Source organism: Leptolyngbya sp. FACHB-541 (assembly GCF_014695875.1).
Taxonomy (GTDB): Bacteria; Cyanobacteriota; Cyanobacteriia; order Elainellales; family Elainellaceae; genus JAAUTN01.
In genome coordinates this window covers 33,507-56,937 of sequence record NZ_JACJPC010000036.1, presented here as the reverse complement: position 1 = coordinate 56,937, position 23,431 = coordinate 33,507, and the positions used below count along the sequence as shown (strand labels likewise).

General features: G+C 49.2%; 24 protein-coding genes and 1 pseudogene. 10 read left to right on the top strand and 15 right to left on the bottom strand.

What is annotated here, in order from left to right; all coding sequences use genetic code 11:
* The first annotated feature begins 146 nt into the window (after nucleotides 1-146).
* The gene (locus H6G00_RS06135; RefSeq protein ID WP_190796055.1) at nucleotides 147-437 is read left to right on the top strand and encodes a YggT family protein; all 291 of its coding nucleotides are present in this window, start codon (nucleotides 147-149) and stop codon (nucleotides 435-437) included.
* Between the two features lie 111 nt (nucleotides 438-548).
* Here the strand turns inward: H6G00_RS06135 and H6G00_RS06130 are convergent, their stop codons facing one another.
* Nucleotides 549-983, bottom strand: coding sequence for a hypothetical protein (locus tag H6G00_RS06130; RefSeq protein ID WP_190796054.1), 435 nt, complete (start codon nucleotides 981-983; stop codon nucleotides 549-551).
* Between the two features lie 280 nt (nucleotides 984-1,263).
* Between H6G00_RS06130 and H6G00_RS06125 the strand changes: the two genes are divergently transcribed.
* Nucleotides 1,264-1,926, top strand: coding sequence for a hypothetical protein (locus tag H6G00_RS06125; RefSeq protein ID WP_190796053.1), 663 nt, complete (start codon nucleotides 1,264-1,266; stop codon nucleotides 1,924-1,926).
* 17 nt (nucleotides 1,927-1,943) lie between these two features.
* Here the strand turns inward: H6G00_RS06125 and H6G00_RS06120 are convergent, their stop codons facing one another.
* A complete protein-coding gene (locus H6G00_RS06120) occupies nucleotides 1,944-2,825 on the bottom strand; it encodes a shikimate dehydrogenase (protein WP_190796052.1) in 882 nt (293 codons plus the stop codon).
* Between the two features lie 84 nt (nucleotides 2,826-2,909).
* On the opposite strand from H6G00_RS06120, the gene H6G00_RS06115 reads away from it, so the two are divergent.
* Complete coding sequence (locus H6G00_RS06115) at nucleotides 2,910-5,093, top strand: CHASE2 domain-containing protein (protein ID WP_190796051.1); 2,184 nt, start codon at nucleotides 2,910-2,912, stop codon at nucleotides 5,091-5,093.
* Nucleotides 5,094-5,096: 3 nt separating this feature from the next.
* On the opposite strand, the gene H6G00_RS06110 is transcribed toward H6G00_RS06115, so the two are convergent.
* A complete protein-coding gene (locus H6G00_RS06110) occupies nucleotides 5,097-5,399 on the bottom strand; it encodes a DUF6439 family protein (protein WP_190796074.1) in 303 nt (100 codons plus the stop codon).
* A 40-nt stretch (nucleotides 5,400-5,439) separates the two neighbouring features.
* Between H6G00_RS06110 and H6G00_RS06105 the strand changes: the two genes are divergently transcribed.
* Nucleotides 5,440-5,814 carry a DUF2203 domain-containing protein gene (locus tag H6G00_RS06105; protein ID WP_190796050.1) on the top strand — a complete coding sequence of 125 codons (375 nt, stop codon included), beginning with the start codon at nucleotides 5,440-5,442 and terminating at the stop codon, nucleotides 5,812-5,814.
* Nucleotides 5,815-5,822: 8 nt separating this feature from the next.
* Here the strand turns inward: H6G00_RS06105 and H6G00_RS06100 are convergent, their stop codons facing one another.
* Entirely contained in the window at nucleotides 5,823-6,275 is a 453-nt protein-coding gene (locus H6G00_RS06100) for a response regulator (protein ID WP_190796049.1), read from the bottom strand.
* A gap of 591 nt (nucleotides 6,276-6,866) precedes the next feature.
* On the bottom strand, nucleotides 6,867-7,595 hold the full coding sequence (locus H6G00_RS06095) for a Crp/Fnr family transcriptional regulator (RefSeq protein WP_190796048.1): 729 nt from the start codon (nucleotides 7,593-7,595) through the stop codon (nucleotides 6,867-6,869).
* A 408-nt stretch (nucleotides 7,596-8,003) separates the two neighbouring features.
* Here H6G00_RS06095 and asnS point away from each other — a divergent pair, with 408 nt between their 5' ends.
* Nucleotides 8,004-9,395, top strand: coding sequence for an asparagine--tRNA ligase (gene asnS, locus H6G00_RS06090; protein ID WP_190796047.1), 1,392 nt, complete (start codon nucleotides 8,004-8,006; stop codon nucleotides 9,393-9,395).
* A 147-nt stretch (nucleotides 9,396-9,542) separates the two neighbouring features.
* Here asnS and H6G00_RS06085 read toward each other — a convergent pair whose 3' ends face one another.
* Nucleotides 9,543-9,686 (bottom strand): chlorophyll a/b-binding protein, encoded by a 144-nt coding sequence (locus tag H6G00_RS06085; RefSeq protein ID WP_190645209.1) that lies wholly within the window; start codon nucleotides 9,684-9,686, stop codon nucleotides 9,543-9,545.
* Nucleotides 9,687-9,949: 263 nt separating this feature from the next.
* On the bottom strand, nucleotides 9,950-11,425 hold the full coding sequence (locus tag H6G00_RS06080; protein WP_190796046.1) for a leucyl aminopeptidase: 1,476 nt from the start codon (nucleotides 11,423-11,425) through the stop codon (nucleotides 9,950-9,952).
* Nucleotides 11,426-11,630: 205 nt separating this feature from the next.
* Here H6G00_RS06080 and H6G00_RS06075 point away from each other — a divergent pair, with 205 nt between their 5' ends.
* Nucleotides 11,631-13,853, top strand: coding sequence for a transglycosylase SLT domain-containing protein (locus H6G00_RS06075; RefSeq protein WP_190796045.1), 2,223 nt, complete (start codon nucleotides 11,631-11,633; stop codon nucleotides 13,851-13,853).
* Nucleotides 13,854-13,989: 136 nt separating this feature from the next.
* Here the strand turns inward: H6G00_RS06075 and H6G00_RS06070 are convergent, their stop codons facing one another.
* From H6G00_RS06070 to H6G00_RS06040, 7 genes and pseudogenes are all read right to left on the bottom strand, one after another.
* The gene (locus tag H6G00_RS06070) at nucleotides 13,990-14,454 is read right to left on the bottom strand and encodes a hypothetical protein (RefSeq protein WP_190796044.1); all 465 of its coding nucleotides are present in this window, start codon (nucleotides 14,452-14,454) and stop codon (nucleotides 13,990-13,992) included.
* A 194-nt stretch (nucleotides 14,455-14,648) separates the two neighbouring features.
* Nucleotides 14,649-15,218 (bottom strand): Uma2 family endonuclease, encoded by a 570-nt coding sequence (locus H6G00_RS06065; RefSeq protein ID WP_190645205.1) that lies wholly within the window; start codon nucleotides 15,216-15,218, stop codon nucleotides 14,649-14,651.
* 153 nt (nucleotides 15,219-15,371) lie between these two features.
* The gene (locus H6G00_RS06060) at nucleotides 15,372-15,929 is read right to left on the bottom strand and encodes a gamma-glutamylcyclotransferase (protein WP_199318340.1); all 558 of its coding nucleotides are present in this window, start codon (nucleotides 15,927-15,929) and stop codon (nucleotides 15,372-15,374) included.
* A 203-nt stretch (nucleotides 15,930-16,132) separates the two neighbouring features.
* Nucleotides 16,133-17,332 (bottom strand): annotated as a pseudogene (gene ftsZ, locus H6G00_RS06055) (cell division protein FtsZ); the annotation flags it as partial.
* Between the two features lie 359 nt (nucleotides 17,333-17,691).
* A complete protein-coding gene (locus H6G00_RS06050) occupies nucleotides 17,692-17,844 on the bottom strand; it encodes a hypothetical protein (RefSeq protein WP_190796042.1) in 153 nt (50 codons plus the stop codon).
* Nucleotides 17,845-17,849: 5 nt separating this feature from the next.
* Nucleotides 17,850-18,737: an FtsQ-type POTRA domain-containing protein gene (locus tag H6G00_RS06045; protein WP_190796041.1), complete on the bottom strand. Its 888-nt coding sequence runs from the start codon at nucleotides 18,735-18,737 to the stop codon at nucleotides 17,850-17,852.
* Between the two features lie 73 nt (nucleotides 18,738-18,810).
* On the bottom strand, nucleotides 18,811-19,251 hold the full coding sequence (locus tag H6G00_RS06040; protein WP_190796040.1) for a hypothetical protein: 441 nt from the start codon (nucleotides 19,249-19,251) through the stop codon (nucleotides 18,811-18,813).
* A 129-nt stretch (nucleotides 19,252-19,380) separates the two neighbouring features.
* Here H6G00_RS06040 and H6G00_RS06035 point away from each other — a divergent pair, with 129 nt between their 5' ends.
* Nucleotides 19,381-21,162 carry a S8 family peptidase gene (locus H6G00_RS06035; protein ID WP_190796039.1) on the top strand — a complete coding sequence of 594 codons (1,782 nt, stop codon included), beginning with the start codon at nucleotides 19,381-19,383 and terminating at the stop codon, nucleotides 21,160-21,162.
* Complete coding sequence (locus H6G00_RS06030) at nucleotides 21,159-21,386, top strand: hypothetical protein (RefSeq protein WP_190645200.1); 228 nt, start codon at nucleotides 21,159-21,161, stop codon at nucleotides 21,384-21,386. Before H6G00_RS06035 ends, H6G00_RS06030 begins: the two co-directional genes overlap by 4 nt.
* 69 nt (nucleotides 21,387-21,455) lie before the next feature.
* Here the strand turns inward: H6G00_RS06030 and H6G00_RS06025 are convergent, their stop codons facing one another.
* On the bottom strand, nucleotides 21,456-22,352 hold the full coding sequence (locus tag H6G00_RS06025) for an SIMPL domain-containing protein (protein ID WP_190796038.1): 897 nt from the start codon (nucleotides 22,350-22,352) through the stop codon (nucleotides 21,456-21,458).
* A 275-nt stretch (nucleotides 22,353-22,627) separates the two neighbouring features.
* Here H6G00_RS06025 and H6G00_RS06020 point away from each other — a divergent pair, with 275 nt between their 5' ends.
* Complete coding sequence (locus tag H6G00_RS06020; protein WP_190796037.1) at nucleotides 22,628-22,843, top strand: DUF2945 domain-containing protein; 216 nt, start codon at nucleotides 22,628-22,630, stop codon at nucleotides 22,841-22,843.
* 10 nt (nucleotides 22,844-22,853) lie between these two features.
* Nucleotides 22,854-23,183, top strand: coding sequence for a DUF3140 domain-containing protein (locus H6G00_RS06015; RefSeq protein ID WP_190645286.1), 330 nt, complete (start codon nucleotides 22,854-22,856; stop codon nucleotides 23,181-23,183).
* Nucleotides 23,184-23,431: the final 248 nt, after the last annotated feature.

Genomic DNA, 23,431 nt, shown 5'->3' with positions numbered 1-23,431 from the left:
AACCCTTCATGCCAAGCTACTTGAACTCCAGAGTTGTACTGATTGATTCATCCTGAGGCTACAGGTATCCGTTAGACTAAATTCATATCTAGGTTATTCATACCTTTAGCCAACAAGTTCCTATAGCTTAGGAAAGCGCATTATCCATGACTGACCCAATTACTCTAATTGCCGAGCCGATAAGTATCTTCTTGAGAATCTATATCGCGCTACTGTTCATTCGCATCCTGTTGAGCTGGTTTCCTACCGTCAACTGGATGAATCCTCCATTCTCTATTCTCAGTCAGTTGACTGACCCTTATCTCAACGTCTTTCGCTCTTTTATTCCCCCGCTGGGTGGCATCGATTTGTCCCCAATGCTTGCCATTTTTCTGCTTAGTTTTGTTGCTCAAGCAGTCACAGGATTGGCAGGTGGCGGGCAACTGGCAATGTACTAGTCAACTCTTCATAGCAAACAAATCACAGCAAACGCAAACAGGGGTTTGGCAGTGCCAAACCCCTGTTTGCTATTTATTACTCCCTTCCGGTTGAAGATTAGATACTAAAAACTATCGTCGAACCTTGCCAACAAAGCCAGATGCTTTGAACTGCTCTAGCTTCAGCGGTGTGGGCTGATTGGCCGCAACGGTGACACGCAGTTCAAAGTCACTCGTTCCTGGAGGGACCTCCTCAATGGAGCCAAGCCGCGTGCGGTTCTGCATTACAGGGTTGTTGTTGGCATCATAGATACGCCCGAAAATATCGGCATTGAGAACGGGCTTACCTGAGTCGTTCTGAGCCTTACCAGTGATGATAAAGCAATTTGCTGCTCGACTTGCGCCTCCTGGCGTGACGGTTCCTTCTGCGATATCGGCGGGGCATTCATAATAAGACAAATCAGACAGTTTAATCTGAGTAAGTGCCCACGCAGCAGGAGTTGAAACCCAGCTCAGCAGCCAAATACAGCAAGACACAATAGCAACAATTAGTACTCGGGACTGCATAGACTCAACCTTAAAATTCAAATATATGAAGTGATCTAACATTTCTCAGCTTAGCGTGAATTGATTTGAGAAACGCTGGAAGGGCAGCAATAAGTCATCCTAAAGAGGAGCATAACCGGAAGACTTTGCAGTTTATAAATTCGTTAAGTTAGAGTTAATCATCCTAATTCGAGATGAACGCTGGATGTTTGTTTTTTTACATTGAAGTCAGACCAAGAAAAAGTTGTAGGCACTGTGCCTAACATTTGCATCTGCTCAATATTTGCGTCTAGTATTTGCTATGACCAAAGCCGAAATTGAAGCCGTCTTAAAAGCAGCTTTTGGCGAGTGTGAGGCTGCCGGATACCCACTTGAGGCTGAACAAAAGCAAATTCTTTTGGCGGCAGCGATCGCCCTGAGCCAAAGTCAGTCAGCAGGGACAGCTTCACAGAACGGTAGTAGCGAAATAGACTCCCCCCCAATTGAGCCCGAGAATCCGCTAAATGAGCTAACGCCTGAGCAGCGAACAGCTTTGTTGCAATTCATCCAGATGCAAGAGCAAGAGGGAATTCCTTGGAAGGTGCAACTGCTAAACGACTGGCTGGAGGGGCGTGAGTCAGGGGCAATTCAATTTATCCGCGATTTGTATGGACCGCAATGGTTAGAGCAAGTGCAGCCTTTCCACGTCGCGGAGTATGCAGAAACCGCTGTATCGCTGAAACTGGGCGATCGCATCGAAGTGTCTAACAATCTCTGGGAATGGGTGCAGGAAGAGGGACCTTGTAGCCGAGAGTGGTTTGGCTGCACAGTGATTCACGTCAGCCAAGCTTCCGATAGCAACGGCATCATGCCTGCAAGCTATAGCACCTACACAAACTGCATGATTCGCTTTGACAACGGCATGGAATACGAAATCCAGGGTGTTTACGAATGGAATCGATATAACTGGCGCTGGCTGAAATAGGAAAGACGAGGATAAACTCAGACCTCAAAACTCAAAACTTCTTTCAACGCTCGCCGCATCACCTCCACAGGAACAGGTTGACCGAGCCAAAGCTGGAGAGCAGCAGCCCCTTGCTGTATGAGCATTTCCAAACCATCAATGGCGATCGCTCCTTGTTTCTCAGCGAGCTGCAAGAAGGTTGTAGGGCGTGGTGTATAAATCAGGTCATAGGCGATCGTCTCTACTTTTAGCAGCTTCATCTCATCTAGCGTTAACGGAGAGGCATCGTTGTGTGGGTGCATTCCAATCGGCGTTGTGTTGATCAGCAGATCTGCCTGGGGCAGCAGTTGGGGCAGTTCCTCCCAGAGATGAACAGAAAGCGTAGGAGAAAGGGGAGAATTCGCCCAATCACGATGAAAGGCCTCGAGCTTTTGGCGATCGCGTCCCACCACCTGCACCTGGGTACAGCCAAGTTGGGCACAACCTGCAACAACGGCTCTGGCGGCTCCACCATTTCCCAAAACAACGGCAATATTTTGGTTCCAGTGCCGCTGGTGGATGTAGAGGGGAGCTAGAAATCCGGTTACGTCGGTGTTAGTGCCGCCCCAGCCTCGCTCAGTGCGGTAGACCGTATTAACAGCTCCGACTGCTTGAGCAATCTCAGAAATTTCTGACAGAAATGGTATAACTGCCTGCTTGTGGGGAATAGTGACGTTAAAGCCCTGTACCCCAGTTGCAGCAAAGCCTGCGATCGCCTGCTCTAGATATTCGGGCGGCACCGGAAAGGGTAAATAAGCATAGTCAGCTTCCAAATGGGCGATCGCGGCATTGTGCATGACGGGGGATAGCGAGTGAGCGATCGGGTAGCCAATTACCCCTAACAATTTCGTTGTTGCCGTGATCCTTGTATTTTTAGCCATAGGAAGATTAACCTAAAAGTTTAGGGTCTTGATGCCGATCTAAGATTCTGTGTAAGAATCATTAAACATGCACGTTGAGCTACCATGCTAGGGACGTTACTGGGTGGGCGATACAAACTCATCACCGCATTGGGAGCTGGCGGATTTGGTCAAACTTATCTCGCAGAGGACATTCAGCATCCCGGTGGTTTGCGCTGCGTCATTAAGCATTTTAAGCCTGCTAGTCGAGACAGCAAATTTCTTGAAGTAGCTCGTCGCCTGTTTGACACCGAAGTTGGGGCCCTTGGCAAACTGGGACAACACGACCAGATTCCTGAGCTATTGGGCTTTTTTGAGGAAAATCGAGAATTTTACCTGGTTCAAGAATTCATCGACGGACATCCGCTGAGCGAAGAAATTTCTCGTGCTAGCCGTTTGAATGAAGCAGAAGTCGTTGCTTTACTCAAAGATGTGCTGGGCGTGCTGGAGTTTATCCACAAAAATCAGGTCATCCATCGCGACATCAAACCTGGCAACCTGATTCGACGACGACAAGATGGCAAAATTGTCTTGATCGATTTTGGAGCCGTCAAGGAGATTCGCACTCAAATTCAGGGCGAGTCAGGACAGACAGGTTTCACGGTCGGCATTGGTACTCAAGGTTACACACCGGGCGAACAGCTTTTAGGTAAACCTCGTTTTAGCAGCGACATTTACGCATTGGGTGTCACCGCAATTCAGGCAGTAACGGGCTTGCAGCCCTCCCAACTGCCCGAAGACCCAGAAACTTCTGAACTGATTTGGGAAGATTACGCCAGCATTAGCCCCGGCTTAGCGTTTATTCTCAGTCAAATGGTGCGACACCACTTTAGCAAGCGCTACCAGTCTGCGAGTGAGGTGCTGTGGGCGCTAGATCGGCTATCTGAGTTGCCTACAGACCTGACTTCCACGCCACAAGCCTTACTGCCATCAATGCTCATGCCAGAAGCGATGATGCGTGAGCAAACGATGCTGGCACCAGCAGAAACTTTGACACAGCGAGTTAAGTTGGGGTTAAAAGTGGTGGCGATCGCTACCCTCGCTATCACCAGTATGGTTCTGGGTGCCCGAGAAATGGGTTGGCTCCAGAATCCAGAAATTGCGGCTTTTGACCAGATGACGCGGCTTCGCAAAGATGCCCCACCAGACCCTCGGCTGCTGGTCGTTGCCATTACTGAAGCTGATCTTCAAGCGCTAGGGCGGCCTACCCCTTCCGATGCCTCTGTAACTCAGGTGTTGCAAACCTTGCAGGGTTACCAACCTCGTGTGATAGGGCTTGATCTATATCGGGAGCTACCCCAAGAACCCGGACATCAAGAGCTATTGCAAGTACTTCAGCAGTCTGACGATATTGTCGCCATTACAAAACTGGGCACCTCTGAAGCAGATTACATTCCGCCTCCGCCGGGTGTGCCTGAAGAGCGAGTTGGATTTAATGATTTTGCGATCGACAACGATGATGTCATCCGTCGGCATCTGCTGATCGGCAGCAACGAGCAAGGAGTATATTACTCTTTTGGACTGCGATTAGCTTTTAAGTACTTAGCAGCAGAAAATGTCGAGCCTCGTCCAAGTGAAGCTAACTCTGACAATATGCAGTTGGGCGATACGGTATTTCTGCCCCTAGAACCGACGGCAGGTGGCTATCAGAAAGCAGACTGGGGTGGCTATCAGGTGATGCTGAACTACCGTGCTGCGACAAATGTAGCTAGACAAGTTTCTTTCACTGATGTGATGAACGGCAAAATTGAGCCGGACTGGGTTCGCGACAAAATTGTGTTAATCGGCACAACTGCTCCTAGCGGCAAAGATTTGTTTAATACGCCCTACAGTGCCGTCCGGCAGACTGACTATCGAATGCCAGGAGTCATCGTCCATGCTCAAATGGTCAGTCAAATTCTTAGTGCTGCGATGGACGGGCAACAGCCTTTTTGGTACTGGCCGGATTGGCTGGAGATGATCTGGGTAGCAGGTTGGGCGATCGCGGGTGGCTGTGTTGCCTGGATGGTTCGCCATCCCGTGAGTTTAGGCGTAAGCAGCGTCGGGATGCTGATCGTGCTCACCGGAACGGCACTGTTTATCTTTGTCATTGGTGGCTGGGTGCCCGTTGTAGCTCCTGCGATCGCCTTGGTGTCCACCATCAGCGTAGTAACTGTTTATCGCAGCTATAAACCTCAACCGCCGCTGATTCAAACTAAAGTAATGTGGCAAACGGTAGAGACAAGAACGTTGCCCCGGGGGAGGGGCTAAGCTCTATTTCCCATGCGTCGGGCAGGGAGGTGCTGAGATACTGCGATCGAGCCATCCGGCAGCTTGCTGTAGTCTGAGCAAGGATTCTTCGGACTGGTCGCTGAGCAAGTATACCAGAGCGATCGCCGTCTGTTCTGCGGCTCTCGCCTTGCGGTTTGACTTGAGCCGATGCCAGTCATTGGGGGCGATCGCCAGCCGTTCTGCTAGTGCTTGCGCCAGTTCTAACGTACTCAACTCCGACACGTTGCCCGTTTTGGCAGTGGATAGGGGAGAAAACTGAATCGAATGAAGCGGTGAGTCAGGCATACTATTCATGAGCTAACTGTCCCTACTCTACTACGCCAGCATGAAGCCGTCCCAAGATTCTCCTTCACCATCTCCCGATGAGACTGACGATCGGGAATTTGAGCAAACATTAGCTGAGGTGGAGCGATCGCTACAAGCTCTAAAAGCTCGCTATGCTCAGGTTAAAGCCGACCAACAGCGGCAGCTTCAGCTTCAGCAACGGCTCAGCCAAACACAGCGAGAACTCAAGCAAATCCGTTCACGAGAGCTAAAAGCTGAGCTTCAGCAAATCCAACAACAGCTAGAGGAATTAGAAGTTGCGCTAGAAAGCCAACTCTTTTCCTGGAACGGGCTAAAGGAGGTATTTTGGCAGGCAGTCCGATTTGGTGGGCTGGGAATTGTTGTAGGTTGGCTGCTTAGATACTTTGCTGAGTAAGTCTGGGGTTAAACAGCGATCGCCCGTCCCGCCAAAATTGCAACAGCGGCTGACAGGTTGTCGATATTCACAGGCTTTGGCAAATAACCGCTAAACCCTGCTTCTAGGGCACGGGCACGTTCTTCATGCCCTGCGAGTGCTGTGACGGCGATCGCTAAAGTTTGCTTGCCTCGACGTGCGTCTAGATCTTTAACCTGACGAAGCAGATCATAGCCCGTAGCACAAGGCATTAAAATATCGCTAACCACTACATCCGGCTGATGCTGCTCAACGGCATCCATCGCCTCATCTGCCGAAGCTGCCACAATTACCTCTGCTCCATCTTCTTCTAAGACAAGGGCAAACAGGCATCGGGTATCTGGATCGTCGTCTACAATCAATAACCGCAACCCATTAAGCAACGGCACATTTTGAGAGGTTGGTTCATGAACACTGAAATCGTCCCTGACAGGCAATGTCATTAGTTGCTCTACCCTTTTCAAGCTACATGGTTGAAAGGCTAGGTGGAACCAAAGCGTAAATTAGCAAACGCTAATAACTCGCTTGATTGTGGAGTTAACTTGCTTAGAGCGACACGCAGCAATATAGCCGATGAAAAGCTCTTTAATCCGGGTAGAAGTTTTCATCTGCACTGGATCTTAGAAACTGCACGATACACGTGCATAACCTTCGCATCAGTTTTCTATGACGGCTCTACTAACTCAAGTTGACTCACAAATCTCCCACCTGATGCATTAACGAACTTTCAGCTAGAACTTATTTAAGACAAGATGTAATAAAACTCGCAGCAGAAAAAATGCTTTCTACAAAGCTAACCCTACACTCACATCTGCTGACTTAGACAAATCTGGAGAAGAAAGAACAACTGAACTACTCTCTATTCCTACAGACCTCAACCGAAACGAGCAGAAGTAAGCACTAACGAGCCTAAGCAACTTTTTCAAATTTAGTATCGGTAATAAGATACTGTCCGACTCGGTATTTGTCTGTTCGTCTGCGTACATATAGCAGCCTAAGCAGAGGGTGCGATCGCCTCAACTAGACGAGCTTATTTAAGACCAATTCCTCTTGAGTCCTAATAGCCGATTAAACTCACCACTAATCACGTTGTAGCACTCGCAGGACTTCTCTCTAAGCCGTTCCCGATTGAGAATCGTGATCTTGCCTCGGCTATAGCTGATGATTCCCTGCTCTTGCAAACTTCCGGCAGCCACGGTAACGCTAGCTCGGCGGGTTCCCAGCATTTGCGAAATAAACTCCTGGGTCAGCGGTAGCTCATCGGCTTCCAAGGAATCTTGAACAGATAGCAGCCAGCGTCCCAACCGTTCATCTATAGTGTGCAAACGGTTGCAAACCGCATTCTGTGAAACTTGAGTGAGCAATGCCTGGGTGTAGAGCAACACCAGCCTTTGCAAATATTCGCCCCGTTCAAATTCGGCTTTAAAGATATCGGCATCTAGCCTCGTTCCAGTGCCAGGAAGCTGCACGATTGCTTGGTAGACAGTTGCTTTGCCGCCTAAAACAATAGGCAAACCAATTACGCCCTCAGCACCCACCAGCCCAACTTCAACGGTTGCTCCATCTTCCATCGTCGCAACGAGGGAAACCATCGCATTATTGGGAAAATAAACTGCACTAGGAGTTTCACCTGGCTCATAGAGGATTTTTCTCAACGGGAGCTGAACCTCCTCCAGGTGAGGTAAGAGGCGCTGGTAGTCTTCATCAGGCAGGGCAGCCAGTAAGTGATTCTTGGGTTTATTGAAAATTTCAGGCTTAGACATTGGGCGTTTCTAAACTAAGCCTTACTTAAGAAGAGAATGGCAGACAGTATACAGGGAGAAACATATATAGGGAAAAACATTACCGTTTTCTCATCTCTCAAGGTTAAGGGTCATTTTTCAGTCACTTCCGCTCAGCTAAACAGAGAACTACCACACTGACTCTGTACCCGAATTATTGGTTAGGGGCGTAAACCTGTCTGTTCGGTAACGTACTCTGAAACTCGGAGTAAAATCGCTCTTTAACGAGAGAATGCTTGCATTTCCTAGCTTTTTCATTTTTCACACCTGTCGCTCTTCCCAGGAAGCAGTTCTTTTTGCCACAGAACTCTAGCTCTCTGAGGCAATATGAGAAAAGGAATTTGCGTTCTTTTCCAAATTCACCATTCTTCTAACCTTGTGATTTCCGCTATGACGACTCAACGCATTGCAACACTTTTAAAGACCGGACAGCCTGACGAAGCGGTCAAAATTCAGGGCTGGGTGCGAACTAAGCGGGAATTGAAAGGGTTTTCCTTTGTTGAGGTGAATGATGGCTCCTCTCTGGCTAGCCTTCAAGTCGTGATCAATCAAGATTTGCCGGATTATGCCGAAGTAGTTCGGCGGTTGAATACGGGCGCTGCTTTAGAAATATCGGGAGTGTTGGTGCCATCTCCGGGCAAAGGTCAACGGATTGAGATGAAGGCAGAAAGCGTCACCGTTCAAGGGGAAGCCGATCCAGAAACCTATCCGTTGCAGAAGAAGCGCCATTCGTTTGAGTTTTTGCGAACAATGGGACATTTGCGATCGCGCACCAACACGATTGGAGCTGTACTGCGGGTTCGCAATGCCTGTGCTGCCGCCATTCACCAGTTCTTTCAAGAGCGAGGCTTTCTGTGGATTCACACGCCAATCATTACTGCAAATGACTGTGAAGGGGCAGGAGAACTGTTTACCGTTACCAGCTTAGATTTACAGAAAATTCCTTTAACTAAAGACCAGAAGGTAGATTACAGTCAAGATTTCTTTGGCAGACAGGCTTACCTTACCGTTAGCGGACAGCTTCAGGTCGAGGCAATGGCGCTGGCGTTCTCCAATGTTTACACGTTTGGCCCAACTTTCCGAGCCGAAAACTCGAATACATCACGCCACCTGGCAGAGTTTTGGATGGTTGAGCCGGAGATGGCTTTCTGCGACCTGGAAGGCAACATGAACCTGGCAGAAGACTTTCTCAAACACATCTTTAAGCATGTGCTAGAAGCCTGCCCAGAAGATATGGAGTTCTTTAACCAGCGGATTGATGACTCGGTGCTGGCAACAGCAGACAACATTATCAATAACGAGTTTGAGCGAATTACTTATACAGAGGCGATCGCCCTATTGGAGAAGAGCGATCGCACCTTTGAGTATCCCGTTTCCTGGGGCTTAGACTTGCAGTCCGAACACGAGCGCTACCTGGCAGAAGAGCTATTCAAAAAGCCGCTAATCGTGACGGACTACCCAACTGAGATCAAAGCCTTTTACATGCGCCTCAGCGACGATGAGAAAACCGTTAGAGCAATGGATGTGCTAGCTCCTAAAATCGGTGAAATCATTGGTGGTTCCCAACGGGAAGAGCGTTTTGACGTGCTGGAACGGAGGATTCGAGCACAGGGCATGAATCCTGAAGACCTCTGGTGGTATCTTGACCTACGCCGCTATGGCACAGTGCCCCATGCCGGATTTGGCTTAGGCTTTGAGCGGGTTGTGCAGTTCATGACGGGGATGAGCAACATCCGTGACGTGATTCCTTTTCCCAGAACTCCGCTTAGCGCCGAATTTTAGACACATTTCGCTGGTACTCAAGTTAGCAAAAAAAGGCTTAACCCTCTCCCATTTTTTCCTAACTCTCGTGATACCCAATAGCAAAGGGGCGCACTGTGTGCGCCCCTTTGCTATTGATGAATTGTTAACTAAACTTGGCAGGAATAATTACATCAAGCCCAGTTGAGAGAGGATGCCCTGACCAGTCACATATTCGGTAGCCAAACCCACGACGAAACCAATCATTGCCAAGCGACCGTTCCAAGTTTCAGCAAACCGGGTAAATCCAAACTTAGGCTCTTGAGCTTCCATGACAGCAATCCTCAGTTAAGTCAACTCTTGTAAATAGAAGTTAACACGGAAGTTCTTGGAGTTGCAATATTTCTTTACAAAAGGGATTGTTAAGTAAGGGATTAGGGACTGGGGGCTAGGGCATATTTCCTTCTACTTACCTTTGTTGCCGAGTCTTTGCAAGTTTTTACCTGTTCCTAAGCTGGGCTTGGGAACTACGGAGGCAGAGTCTTCAGAAGGGGCTTTAGCGCTCCCCTAGCCCCTAGCCCCTGCCCCCTAACCCTTTAGCTCAACACCCAATTCACCAACGTCCGAACCGGGAAACCCGTAGCTCCGGGGTTGTTGTAGCCATTTTCCTTTTCCTTCCACACAGGCCCAGCGATGTCTAGATGAGCCCAGGGGGTTTCTTTAACGAATTGTTTGAGGAAGAGGGCGGCTGTGATTGCGCCTCCAGCACGCGGGCCGGTATTCTTCATATCGGCTACAACGGACTTTAAGCCGTCGAAGTATTTTTCTTCCATAGGCATTCGCCAAAACTTTTCGCCAGAACGTTCGGCAGCTTGGGTAAGCTGGGTGGCGATCGCCTCATCTTCGCTCCACAACCCGCCAATATCATCCCCTAGTGCAACAATGCAGGCTCCGGTTAGGGTTGCCAGATCGATAATGGCATCTACGCCTAGCTTTTCGGCAAACACCAGCGCATCTGCCAGGGTCAAACGGCCCTCAGCGTCAGTGTTATTGACTTCAATGGTTTTGCCATTAGAGGCAGTGAGAATGTCGCCGGGGCGCATAGCCCGACCACTGATCATGTTCTCGGTTACAGCACTGATGAAGTGAACTTCAACATCGGGCTTGATCTGCCCGATCGCCTTTGCAGCACCGAGCGTTGCGGCAGCCCCACCCATGTCGGTCTTCATCATTTCAACGCCGCTGCCTGGCCCTTTGATGTTAAGTCCACCAGAGTCAAAGGTTAGCCCCTTACCGACGATCGCCAATTTCCGTCGAGGTGTCCCCTCAGGACGATAGGTGAGGTGGATAAATTTAGGCGGCAGGTCAGAAGCTTGAGCAACGCCCAAAAAAGAACCCATTCCCAACTTCTCGCAGTCTTCTCGCTCCAGAATCTGTAGCTCTAAACCATATTCATTGGCGATCGCCTCTGCGGTTTCTGCCATGACGATGGGGTTAACGATATTGGCTGGAGCTGCCACCAGTTCCCTGGCGAGAATCACTCCCAAAGCAATCTGGCGGGCGCGGGTAATCGCCTCATCCTGACCGTTAAAGCCAAGCAGATCGATTTGCTCAAGCGGAGGGGCTTTGTCTTTATCTTCGTCTGACTTAAAGCGATTGTCCTGGTGCAGGGTGAGCTCGATGCCCTCGGCGATCGCCTGAGCACTTACCGCTGCATCGCTATTCCACAGAGGCAGACTTAACCCCACCGTTTTACTCTTTTCTTTCTTCGCTAGGCGAACGGCGGCTGCGGCAGCTCGACGCAGACTTTCTAGCTTCAATGATTCGGGTTTACCTAAACCCAATACTGCAATCTTGCGAATGGGGCTACCTGCGCCGACTCGGGTCACTGCGCTGCTGCCTTCTTTTCCTTTAAACTCGGCTTCTCCGATCAGTTCGGTTAATGTGCCGGACAGCTTGGTATCTAGCTCTGCCAGATCGCCTGTCAAATCTACAGCATCTTCAAATAAACCAATGACCAGCAAATCCCCAGACCAACTTAAGCGTGGCGTATCTGTCCCTAGAAGATTCATTTCTCCCGCTACCTGAAAGCATCAATACGTCCAGTATTGCTCAATTTTGATTTGACCTGAGTTTGGGCTGCATCAGGAGAAGGGCGATCGCTGTCTAAAGACGGTCACAATCAATTAAGGATTGTTATCATGCTGTGAAAGACAGAACGATCCTTGGGACGCTAGCAGTCATTCAATCTAGGAATTGCAGGTTTAGCCAGACTTCATGCTAAAGCAACGTAAGAATCAGGTTTTCTTAGCTGTTGGCGCAGGGCTGGCAGCTTTAACTATGGGTGCCACTTTCTCTGCATCCAGATTGAGCGATTTAGTCTTAGAGCAACCCCTGGTCAAGCAATGGTTTGTCACCGAGCAGGCAACCGGTGAACTGGATTTGAGCCAGGATACAACCTCCGCTGTGTTGCCCCTGGTGTCAGTATCAGTGACAGAACGGGCCGTTCAACTAGAGGAAATTGCGAGCGGTTCCCCTTCGCCCGATCGCAATCGAGCACGGTATCTTCTCGCCAGTGACTTGATTCAGCAGGGACAGGCAGGGTCTGCGCTTCCTTGGCTGGAAGATCTGGAGCAAGACTATGCTGCTCTGGCACCGCAGATTCTCTACAAGCGGGCGCAAGCACACACGGCAAGCGGCAATCCGGCAGCAGCAACAGCAATGTGGCAGCAGCTTTGGACGGAATATCCTGATGATCCGGTTACAGCGGAGGCGTTATTTGCGCTGGGGCAGAGTGACCCGCAGTACTGGGATCAGGCGATCGCCAAATTCCCCGCCCATCCCCGCAGCATTGAAATTGCTAAAACTCGCCTCAGCCAAGACCCAAACCAGCTTTCAATGCTGTTGGTTCTGGCGAAGCATGGGCATTACTTACCCGAAATTACTTCCATTTTGGATCGGTTGGTGAATGAGTACGGTAGCCAGCTTCAACCTGAAGACTGGGAGGCGATCGCCTTTGCCTACTGGGAAAATGGTTATTACGGCAGTGCTGGCTCAGCCTACGCCAAAGCGCCTCGCACTTCCCTAAATGCCTACCGTACCGGGCGGGGTGCTCAGTTAGGAGAACGCTACTCTGATGCACTCAGAGCTTACTACCAGCTAACGCAAGAATTTCCTGATGCTGACGAAACCGCAACCGCTCTGATTAAAATGGCAGAGCTAACTGACAAGCCACAGGATGCCTTAATTTACCTGGATACTGTGATTGAGCGTTTTCCCGACCGCGCTGCTGAAGCACTCGCAGAAAGGGCAGACGTGTTGGAGGCAATGCAAAGCCCTGAGTCTGCAAGTCAGGCACGGCAGTCTATCTTGACTCAGTACAGCAATTCTGAGGCAGCCGCAGAACTGCGCTGGAAGCAGGCAGAACGAGCGGCGACAGCAGGCGATGCCCGAACAGCATGGGAATGGGCACGGCAAATTGTCACCGAAAATGGCGACAGCGAATTAGCCCCTGAAGCTGCTTACTGGGTAGGCAAATGGGCAATTCAGATGGGTCAGCAGGCAGAAGCAAACAAAGCTTTTGAGTATGTCCTGACGCACTATCCCGGGTCTTATTATGCGTGGCGAGCGGCATCCACACTGGGTTGGGATGTGGGCAACTTCACTACCGTGCGGCAACAGATTCCGCAGGTGGTCAAACCGATTAGCCAACCTGTCCCACCTGCCGGGTCAGCCGCACTACAGGAGCTTTATCGTCTGGGACAATACCGCGATGCCTGGTCCATTTGGCAAGTTGAATTTGACAACCCGGTACAGCCTACCGTTGCTCAACAATTCACTGATGGGTTAATGCGTCTTGGCGTGGGAGACAATCTAGACGGCATTTTCATGGTTTCTAGCCTGGAGTGGCGCGAAAAGCCAGAGGAAGAGCTTGAATATCAGGCACTCAAGCGTCAGACAGGCTACTGGCAAGCACTTTACCCTTTTCCATTTTTAGAACCGATCAATTCCTGGTCACAGCAGCGGCAGCTTAATCCGATGCTGGTGACCGCTTTAATTCGGCAAGAGTCTCGATTTGAGCCCAAAATTGAATCCGTGGCGGGTGCAGTTGGGCTAATGCAGGTGATGCCAGATACGGCAGACTGGGTTGCCTCGCAAATTGGCTTGCAAGATTACACGATGAGTGACCCCAACGACAACATCTCTCTGGGCACCTGGTATCTGGACTATACCCATCGGGAGTACGACAACAATTCCCTATTTGCGGTTGCTAGCTACAATGCTGGACCAGGAAGCGTTGCCGATTGGATCGATCGCTTTGGCTTTAGCGACCCTGATGTATTTGTTGAACAGATTCCCTTCCCCGAAACGAAGGGCTATGTCGAGTCTGTGTTTGAAAACTACTGGAACTATTTACGCCTCTATAACCCAGAGGTTTCCCAACGTTTGGCTCAGTATTCTGAAGAACACGCCGAGACAGTCGGCTTTCTGCCCGAGTAGCCCGATCGCAGTTTTCAACCATTGGGTTCAACTATTGGGCTAGTTACCAAAATTAGGCGAGAAGGCAAGGCTTCACCCTGCCTTCTCTCTTAACTCTTATGAATAACTCCGTTACGTGGGGGACAAAACATAGGGTTCACCGTAAGGAAAGAGAGGATAAATCAGGACAGGTTGAAGATGCCCGATCGGTATAGATGCAGTCAAAAAAGACTAGAGCGTCTGAGCCTGTTTGAAAGCCGCCTAACCTCACTGTCCACCCTTCAGGGCGAACTCTTTGTCGCAACTCTCGAACTGTCAGATAGTACCTGATCTCGTCATCATGGTTCAAGGTTCTCCAGAGTTCATAGACATAATTATCTTCTCGCCCATTGGCGACCTGAAAGTCATCTGAGGTTTGTAGGCTAGGCAGAGATTCACAAGCGACATCATTTCCGTCAAAATCCAACGTTTGCAATCCCGTTGACACGAAATAGGATTGAGCCGCTTCTTGAGTCAAAAAATTTCTACAAGTTACGTCTTGAGATTTGGCTGGAGAAACTCCAAATATGCATAAGACTGGAGCTAATAGTGCGATCGCCGAAATGCTGCTGAGCTTAAACATACAAACATACTCCTCCTAGCTACTGTTTAGAAAAGCTAGGCTATTCAGGGGTTACGTTCACTCTTCGCTAAAACAAGAATCACAAAAAACAGGTTAGTTAACATCACCTATCAAGGTGAAATCAACAATACCTATCTTCTGCTACTGCAAGTCTGAAGAGTCTTAAAGAAAATAATTTTGAGGAGGGCGATCGCTCAGAAAACTACCCTTCTATAGACATTGGATAGCGGAATCTGCAATGGAACTGTAACCAGACACAGTACTGCATCCAGTTGCTCATACTCAGTCATCAGCCATTGATTGTTTGCAGTTTTTGAGCAATGTTCCACATGCACTTTGTACTGATCCACCAAGACGTACTCTCGAAAGCTAGCTAAAGTCCTGTAAAACTCAAATTTTTCGCCTCGATCGTAATTTTTCGTGGAATCGGACAAAACTTCGACAATTAGCAAGGGATTTGTAATAGTGTCTTTGCGTCCTTCTACAAAGGACAATTCTCCTTCAACGACCATGACATCTGGATAGGTATACAGTCCTTTGCGAGGAATCCAGAGCCTCATATCGCTTATAAAAATGTCATAGTCTTGCTCAGTTAAGGCAAGGCTTAAAGCAGAACCAAAATTAACCGTGATGCGATTGTGATTTGGTGTTCCCCCTGCCATCGGAAAAATTTGCCCATTACAATATTCGCTCCTGAACTCAGCAGTTTCCTCAAGCGCTAAATATTCTTCCGGCGAATAGTGAGGCTGTTCTTTCGCTTGCATAAAGTATAGAAGCGTCGTTCGCACCCAGTTTATCTTTTAGTCCAAACTAGCTGTTGCAAAAAAAGGTGAGACAGAAACAAGCGCATCCGACCTATATCAATTTATTGGTTGCTGTAGTGCTGACCTTTACCACGAGCAAGATGAAACTTGCTTTTAGGCTGAGCGTAGTAGCGGAGCTTGTAGCCCGTGGCGTTGCTGAAGCTGATGCATGTGGTTAAACAACTGCCAGCAATATTGCTCTGGCAGACCGCAAGTGACAGCGCCCCGTAGCACCACGTTGAAATACCAGTCATTTGGAGCAAGCTCTTCAGTTAGCTTCTCTAAAACAACGTAGGTGCGAACATTCTCATATTGCTGACCTTGATGATGAATGGTCACAATTTCGTGCTGATAGCCTTCTTCACGTAAATCTAGGCGATCGCTCAACCGCTGCGGCAATCGGTACAAAACGCCTTCGACAAATGCAGTCGGGTCTTTAACTACATCTAAAACGCCGCAGTTTCTTAAACGCGATTGGCGAAAAAAGCCCAACCGATAGCCTCTTAGCGTGGCAGCCCCAATCACATGAGCGTGAACATTTTCACCGAGCGATCGCTTCAAATCTACCGGACACATGCAGGAGCCGTAGGCAAAATAATAGAACATTGGCTCTCGGAATGGTTCTGAAATCGTTGCCTGAACAAAACGGGTCTGAGCAGGTACTCCTGTCATGGTTACAAATCTCATGGGTTAACCACTTTTAACCTGTGATTGTAACAGAGCAAATTCTAAATTACCACCTATCCCGACGTGCAAACCGTAGATTGAAGTTCTAACAGATTGGGTGATTGCCAAGCGCTATCTCTGTAAGAACAGCTATCGAACTATGATTTTTTCACAGTTCGATGAGCATAAAGAGGTTAAGAGCAATTTCTCTACCGAGTGGGTCGTCGTCTCTGCAAAAACTCAGGAATATCCAAACCGGGTTTGTTCTTGGGTTCAGAAAGCGTGGTTGGAGGTGCAGGGGTGATGGGGGGAGCGCTAACACTCCGTTTTAGAGTTGTCACTCTAGATGTAGGTGCAGCTTGTGGCTCAGCTGAGAAACCCGTCGCAATCACCGTAATTCGAACCTCACCCTGAAGGCGATCGTCAATCACCGCCCCAAAAATGATGTTTGCGTTGGGATCAACTGCCTCGTAAATAATTTCCGCTGCCGAATTGACCTCGTGCAGCGTCAAATCAGAGCCGCCCGTGATATTAAACACAACCCCGCGCGCCCCATCAATTGAGGATTCGAGCAGTGGCGAGGAAATTGCGGTCATTGCGGCCTCTCTAGCCCTAGACTTGCCAGAGCCAACCCCAATACCCATTAGCGCAGAGCCTGCATCCGCCATCACTGCCCGCACATCGGCAAAGTCAACGTTGACTAACCCCGGAACCGTGATGATGTCTGAGATGCCTTGAACACCTTGACGCAAAATGTCATCCGCAACCCGAAACGCTTCCTGCACGGGGGTCTGCTCTGAGATCACCGACAGCAGCTTATCGTTGGGGATCATGATCAGCGTATCGACTCTGCTCTGCAAAGCTGCAATCCCTTCGTCTGCCTGACTGGTACGCCGTCTACCCTCAAAAGTAAAGGGACGGGTCACCACGCCGACGGTCAAAGCTCCAATCTCTTTTGCGACTTCTGCAACAATGGGGGCTGCGCCGGTGCCTGTTCCGCCACCCATGCCAGCCGTAATAAACACCAAGTCAGCATGTTCTAGCGCCGAAGCAACTTCATCTCGTGATTCTTCGGCTGCCTTTTGCCCAATTGCCGGATTGCCGCCAGCACCCAATCCACGAGTTAACTTTTGCCCAACTTGAAGTCGATTGTGGGTAGATGCATTGACCAATGCCTGAGCATCTGTATTAATCGACCAAAACTCTACACCCGCGACCTCACTGGCAATCATTCGGTTTACGGCGTTACAGCCACCACCGCCGACCCCGATCACTTTGATTCTGGCTATGCTGCTCGGCACGATCTCATCGCTCCTGGATTCCTCTCCCAGCACGGCTCTGGCATCGCGGACCTGACTTAAGTGTAGCCCAGAGTTGGTAAAAGGATTTGAAGTGTTCATTGATACTGGAAGAGTAAATTGATTTCATTTACTAAAAACTGCATGGGTGACAAATCACTAACTGCTAAAGCGATAGGGCTTAAGAATAAGCAATTCAGTGACCTTCTACCCGTAAACTTATGAGCCTAGATGGGCAGAACTCAAAAGACTCAGTAATTTAATCTATTTGAGAAGCGCTTCAACCGTGTATGGCTGAAGCTCAACTTTACCTACTCGCCAACTCTAGTCAACTATAGGGTAAGTTGCTTGAAAAACCAATAATACACAATAGCTGGAGTAAATAGGAGTTTAACTAAATCCAAAAGTTAGAAATCTACTTCTGGGTGCATTCGCCAGAGGAATATGCAAGCATCAATGGGTCAATCCATTCATTTCAACCCGTTGTGAAATTGCTCTAGCGAAAAGTTTGAGATTACTGCTTTACAAGAATAGGTTGGGGGGAAGCGCGATCGCCCAAAGCTCAAGCTGTTGAATGAATCAGCCGCTGCCAAAATAGCAATAATCTCAGAATGAGCAACCACAAAAACTAGGGAGAACTAGATGTTGTTGTGTCCTCTGGCACAGCGCTAGTTTCAATCATGTGGAGAGAAGGATTATCAGGATTTCTCAGGTCAATATAATCAATCTGACTAGTATTTACAGTTTCTGGAAGTTCACGCATTTGGTTTAAGGCATTCAGTTGCTTTGGAAACTGGGAACTGTATGAACCCAAATGCACCATTCCTAGATCTGTCTTGAGAATCAAGTTAGCTGGATCTCGCCAATCAATTTCAAGAACAGCAACTGGGCTACGGCTGACCTGCTGATAAAGTTTTGACCACTCAGCAAGATACTGGCGGGGCATTCCTACAACTCTCAAGCTTGGCAGCGGTGATTGGTTTGATCCGCTGTAGTTTGCTAGGGGCATAGATACCCCCGTTTCATCGAGTAGTTTGATCTGGGTTGCCCCTGGCAAAACGGTTGACTGTGCGGATTGCTCAGGGGAGTTGGCTAAACCAGCAGTACCCGAATCGGGTTCTAAAAAAACTGCAACAGGACGACGCTCCTGAACTTGCACAGTCAGTCCGGGAGGAAACAGATGGCGAGTTATCGTCGCATCGGCAATGAATGCCTGAGACTTTAGCTGAGCTGCTAGTGCCTGTGGCTGTAACTGCAAGAGATGTTGAGGATAGGCAACCGGTAAGAGCGCCTGAACTGCCTCTTCAGAGAGAAACTCGTTACCATCGATCGCAATTTGTTCAGGTACTCGAATTGTCCAGGCAGGTAAGGTGACTCCCCAAACTAATCCGCTTGCCAATCCGCTGACTGCCAGTGTCCGCCAGCCAGCCTGCACAACCTTCAAACGGCGCTGACGGCGTAGTTTTTGCCGTCGTTCTGTTAATTCTGTTCGAGAAACGGATGCAATGTTAGTCATCGCTATCGGGCAAGGGAATAAAGTAGAAGACCAATTTTTTTATGAATGCATGATACCAACTCCTTCTGAAGAATCAATTCCCGTCGATTGGTTCGGCTTGAAGCTGGCGTAAGTTTTGCTGAAGGTGATTCCCCCATTGAATTGCCAGGGACAGATCGGTGAAAGGAATGCGAATTGGCTCAGCGTCATCCGATCGCTCGAATTCCAAAGCAACTTTGCGGCTCTTTTGAGGCGGTGTTTCTAAATCGACAGACTGGTTGTCTACCCAGAGTCGAACGCGGCGAATTTGCTTCAGCGAAAAGGTTTGCAGGTTAACAGGAGCTTTGCGAGTCGGCTTACCCCAGGTCAAGGTGCTGCCATTTTGCCCTAGCACTGAATAGATATCGTATTTGGCACGCTCAAACTGCTCTGCCCAAACTCGATAAGCTTCTAATTTCTGATATTCATTCCAGCCCGCCCAGGCTAACCCGATAAAAACTGCCAGTAAGGGCAGCCAAAGAAGTCCTCTTGTCATAACTTTTTACCTGATTCAACACGATACTGAAAGCAACTTTTAGCAACGTTTTTTAGCAATGTTCAACCTCTATTAGAGGGGGCTTGAGCTATCTTGGTGGATAACTGATGCTGCGGCGAAGCGGATTCTATGAAAAGGCTTTTTCTAACTGGATTGTTTTTGGTGGGGCTGTTTTTTGCGCTGGCGAGTTTTCCTGGTCTAGCAAACAAGGGTGAATACGAGTCCATTGTGCTGGATTTCCGGGATGATTTTCAGGCAGGGCAAATTGAGCGTGAGTTGGGGGCGATCGCCCAACAGCTCAACGTTACTCCTCGCCTCAACAGCATTTTCTCAGAGCAGGATAATGTCTATGTCGTGGAGGGCGATCGCCAACTGCTAAAGCGGCTAAGACGCTCGGAGCTAAAGCAATACACTGAGTCGATTGAGCCAAACTATATCTACTCCACTCAAGACATTCCTAACGATCCCGATTACGCCAAGCAGTGGAATTTCCTCAACATCAACATCGAATCCGCTTGGGATGAAACCAAAGGGGCAGGCGTAACGGTCGCTGTAATTGACACTGGAGTTAGCCAGGTTCCCGATCTTCGCAGCACGAAGTTTGTCGCGGGCTACGATTTTGTCAACGACAGAGCAGAAGCCGCAGACGATAACGGTCATGGCACCCATGTGGCTGGCACGATCGCCCAGTCCACCAACAACGGCTATGGCGTAGCCGGGATCGCTTACGAAGCCAACATCATGCCGCTAAAAGTGCTGGCAGCCTCTGGCGGCGGCACAGTTGCCGATATTGCTGAAGCGATTCGATTTGCCGCAGATCACAACGCCGACGTAATTAATATGAGCTTGGGCGGCGGTGGTGACACTGACTTGATGCGAGAGGCGATCGACTATGCCCACGGTAAAGGCGTTGTGATTGTTGCTGCCGCAGGTAATGCAAGCAGTAACTCTGCCTCGTATCCAGCTCGTTACCCCAACGTGATTGCCGTTTCGGCGCTAGATTCCACTGGAGTCAAAGCGCCCTATTCCAACTTCGGTGCTGGGGTAGACATCTCTGCTCCCGGTGGTTCTACAGGTGGCAGCAATCCAGCGGGCGGAGTGCTTCAACAAACGATTGACCCTGAAACTGGAGAAGCTGTTTTTCGAGCCTTCCAGGGAACTAGCATGGCTTCCCCTCACGTTGCTGGCGTTGCGGCACTCGTCAAAGCATCTGGAGTTGAAAGTCCCAATGAGATCGCTCAAGTCTTGAAGCAGTCTGCCCGGGTGATTCAGGGAGACGAGCTAAACCACTTTGGTGCGGGACAGCTTGATGCTGCTGCTGCTGTGAAGCTGGCGCAAAAAGGACAAATTAACTTCCGCGACTTTTTCCGCTGGCTACGCGATAATGGCTACCTTAACCTGCGCTTCTGGTTTGATGGCGGTGTAGTAGCGCTGTTGCCCAAGATCGGGATGGTGTTAGGGTCTTACTTACTGGCGTGGTTCCTGAGAAACTATCTGCCGATTTTTAGCTTCTCGCTAGGAAGTGGACTGGTTGCCGGTAGTGCTGGTCTGTTCTTTTTGCGCGGATTGTACGTGTTTGACGCGCCGCAGTTCCCCTTCCGTATTCTGGGTAGCTCGATCCCCGAACTGGGCGGAGCAATTCAGGGCAGCAGTTTGCTAAACCCGATTTTTGCCAGTGTGCTAATTCCGCTGGTGCTGGTAGCTCTGCTGTTAGGTAACGCACAGTGGAAATGGTTTGCTGTAGGTTCTGCCCTTGGGGTGGCATCTTGTCTTGCTATCAGTGCTATTGTTTCGCCAGAAGTCCTTTGGCTGGGAAGTGGAGCGATCGCCCGTAGCTATCTGATCGTGAACGCTCTCCTCTGCTTTGGACTGGCATACCTGGGATCAAAAGCGGAGACGCAGTCAGCATGAGCATTACAGTAGAAGGAATTATGCAAAAGTCGGAAATGGGTACAGGCACCTGGGCTTTGGTGACGGGAGATGGAGATTCCTACGAAATTCACCAAGGCGCACCCAAAGACCTCTTGCAACCTGGCTTACAGGTCAAAGTCGAAGGACAGGTGCGAAATGATGTCATGACGACCGCCATGATCGGACCTGTTTTAGAAGTGAAAAGTTTTGAAGTGGTGAGCTAGAGGATACGCAGTCTGCGCTAACCGTTCAGTTCTTACAAAAAGGGCTTGGCATTGCCAAGCCCTTAAGATTTAGCGAATTGGGAAAGTCACGAAAATATCTCGTCTCACCAAAACTTCTGCTGGTGCTTCGGGATCATAGTAGGATGCGCCAAGCCCAAAGGGATTGTAGAGAACTGGCTGAGCAGTTGAGCCGCAGGCAGGAGAAAGGAAATTGAACGGTGATTCTGCAACAGAGGGTACTGCCGCAAGTTCTACTCCCATGGCTGTGGCGATCGCCGTTGCTCGATTTCGAGCATCACCGATTGCGTCTTGATAAACATCCTGCTCTAGTTCTGTGCAGTCATTGACGGAATATTGAACACTCAGATTTTGCAGGAAAATTTCTTCACTGTCAGCGATCGCCTCGTTTACCCCATCCACTGCTTGCTTAATCTGTTCTTGACTAGGCGCGTCCAAATCAAAAGATACAGAGCCTCGATCGGTGGTGTAAGGATAAACATTCGGGCTACCAGGTACGATCGAGACCTCAATAGATTCAGATGGAATGCCTGCTGCAACCAACGCATCTACAACGGGTTGGAGTTGGGCCTCGGTAAGGGTAGGTGGGTCTCCTGGTGTAGCCTGTGCTTGCAGTGAAGGGGGGGCTTGAGCAGAAGTATCGTTAAACAGCAGCAACCCTTCATCTGGAACAGCGTAGGGATCATAGTTCGTGAAAGAAAACTCAACTTCAGCTACCTCCGCTGGAGCGCTTGCCTCTCCCTGACCTAAAACCATAAGCGCCTGCTGGTCTTCATTGACAGGAGGGTAGAAAAGCTGGGCTACTTGGTCATCTGCTGTCCCAGGTTCCTGTTCCACGTTGGGTGGCAAGGACTGGGTAGCAGCCTGACTCAGAGCAGGTGTTGCAATCCAGGTGAGCGTGGCGATCGCCATTGATACTAGCGGCGAGGGGGCTATTTTTTTGCTCAAAGCTAAGTCTCCTTAGGGAGTAACACTGCTGGACATCGCAAAATTCGCACTGTCTGACGATACACCGTTAATCAGCCGCTCTTCGAAAATTTGTGGCTCGAAAGAGTGCTTTTCCATCGGTAGCCCTAATTTTTGGAATCAGTAGAACAACTCACTCTAGAAAGATTTATGTCAAGCAATCCTGGATCTGCAATCTTCAATAAGACCGATTGCTTTGAGAACTTCAATCCAGACAATAGGAGCAACCGTTAAGAAATATTAATTGGAGCTGATTCATGACAGAGAATTTTAAGAAAGGCGATCACGTCGAGTGGAAAACTTCCCAAGGGAAAACAACGGGTGAGGTGAAGAAAAAGCTGACCTCAGAAACCGATATTAAAGGGCATCACGTTGCTGCTTCTAAAGACAGTCCTGAGTACCTGGTTGAGAGCGATAAATCTGGCAAAGAGGCGGCTCATAAACCCGAATCGCTGAAAAAGATTGACGACTAGGAGCAGGATGATGGCAGGCGATCGCAAAGCAACCGTCGACGAATTTCAGTCCGTCGTGAACATGTCTCCTAAAGAGCTTGAGTCTTGGCTTAAGACAGAGGACTCCAAGGCAGTAGGGCAAAAAGATGGCAACGAAGAGTCGACTGGACACAAATCAGGTCGGCACATCGTTGAACTGCTGAAAGTGAAGCAGGCTGACTACACAGAGGACGATCTAGCACAAATGAAGCGAGTGATCAGCTATGTTCACCGCCATTCCGCTCAGCGACCATCCGGCGATGTGACGGATACACGTTGGCGCTATTCCTTGATGAACTGGGGACACGATCCGTTGAAATGAATCTGCTGGGACGCGATGTATCGCGTCTCTTTGAGTTCTACGGCGATCGCCCCAAAAATCGCTCTAGCCCTCCGCCCTGCATCTCAAACATACTCCTCATCGTGATAATAAGAATGCTGTTAACGTGCAGATATTGAGCTTGAAGCAGTGCCATTTCCCAACTTAATGAACTAATTCTGCAAACTAATTCTGCAAATGTTTGAATGAATTTTGAATTAGCATAATTGTTGGTGAATATGAAAATATTA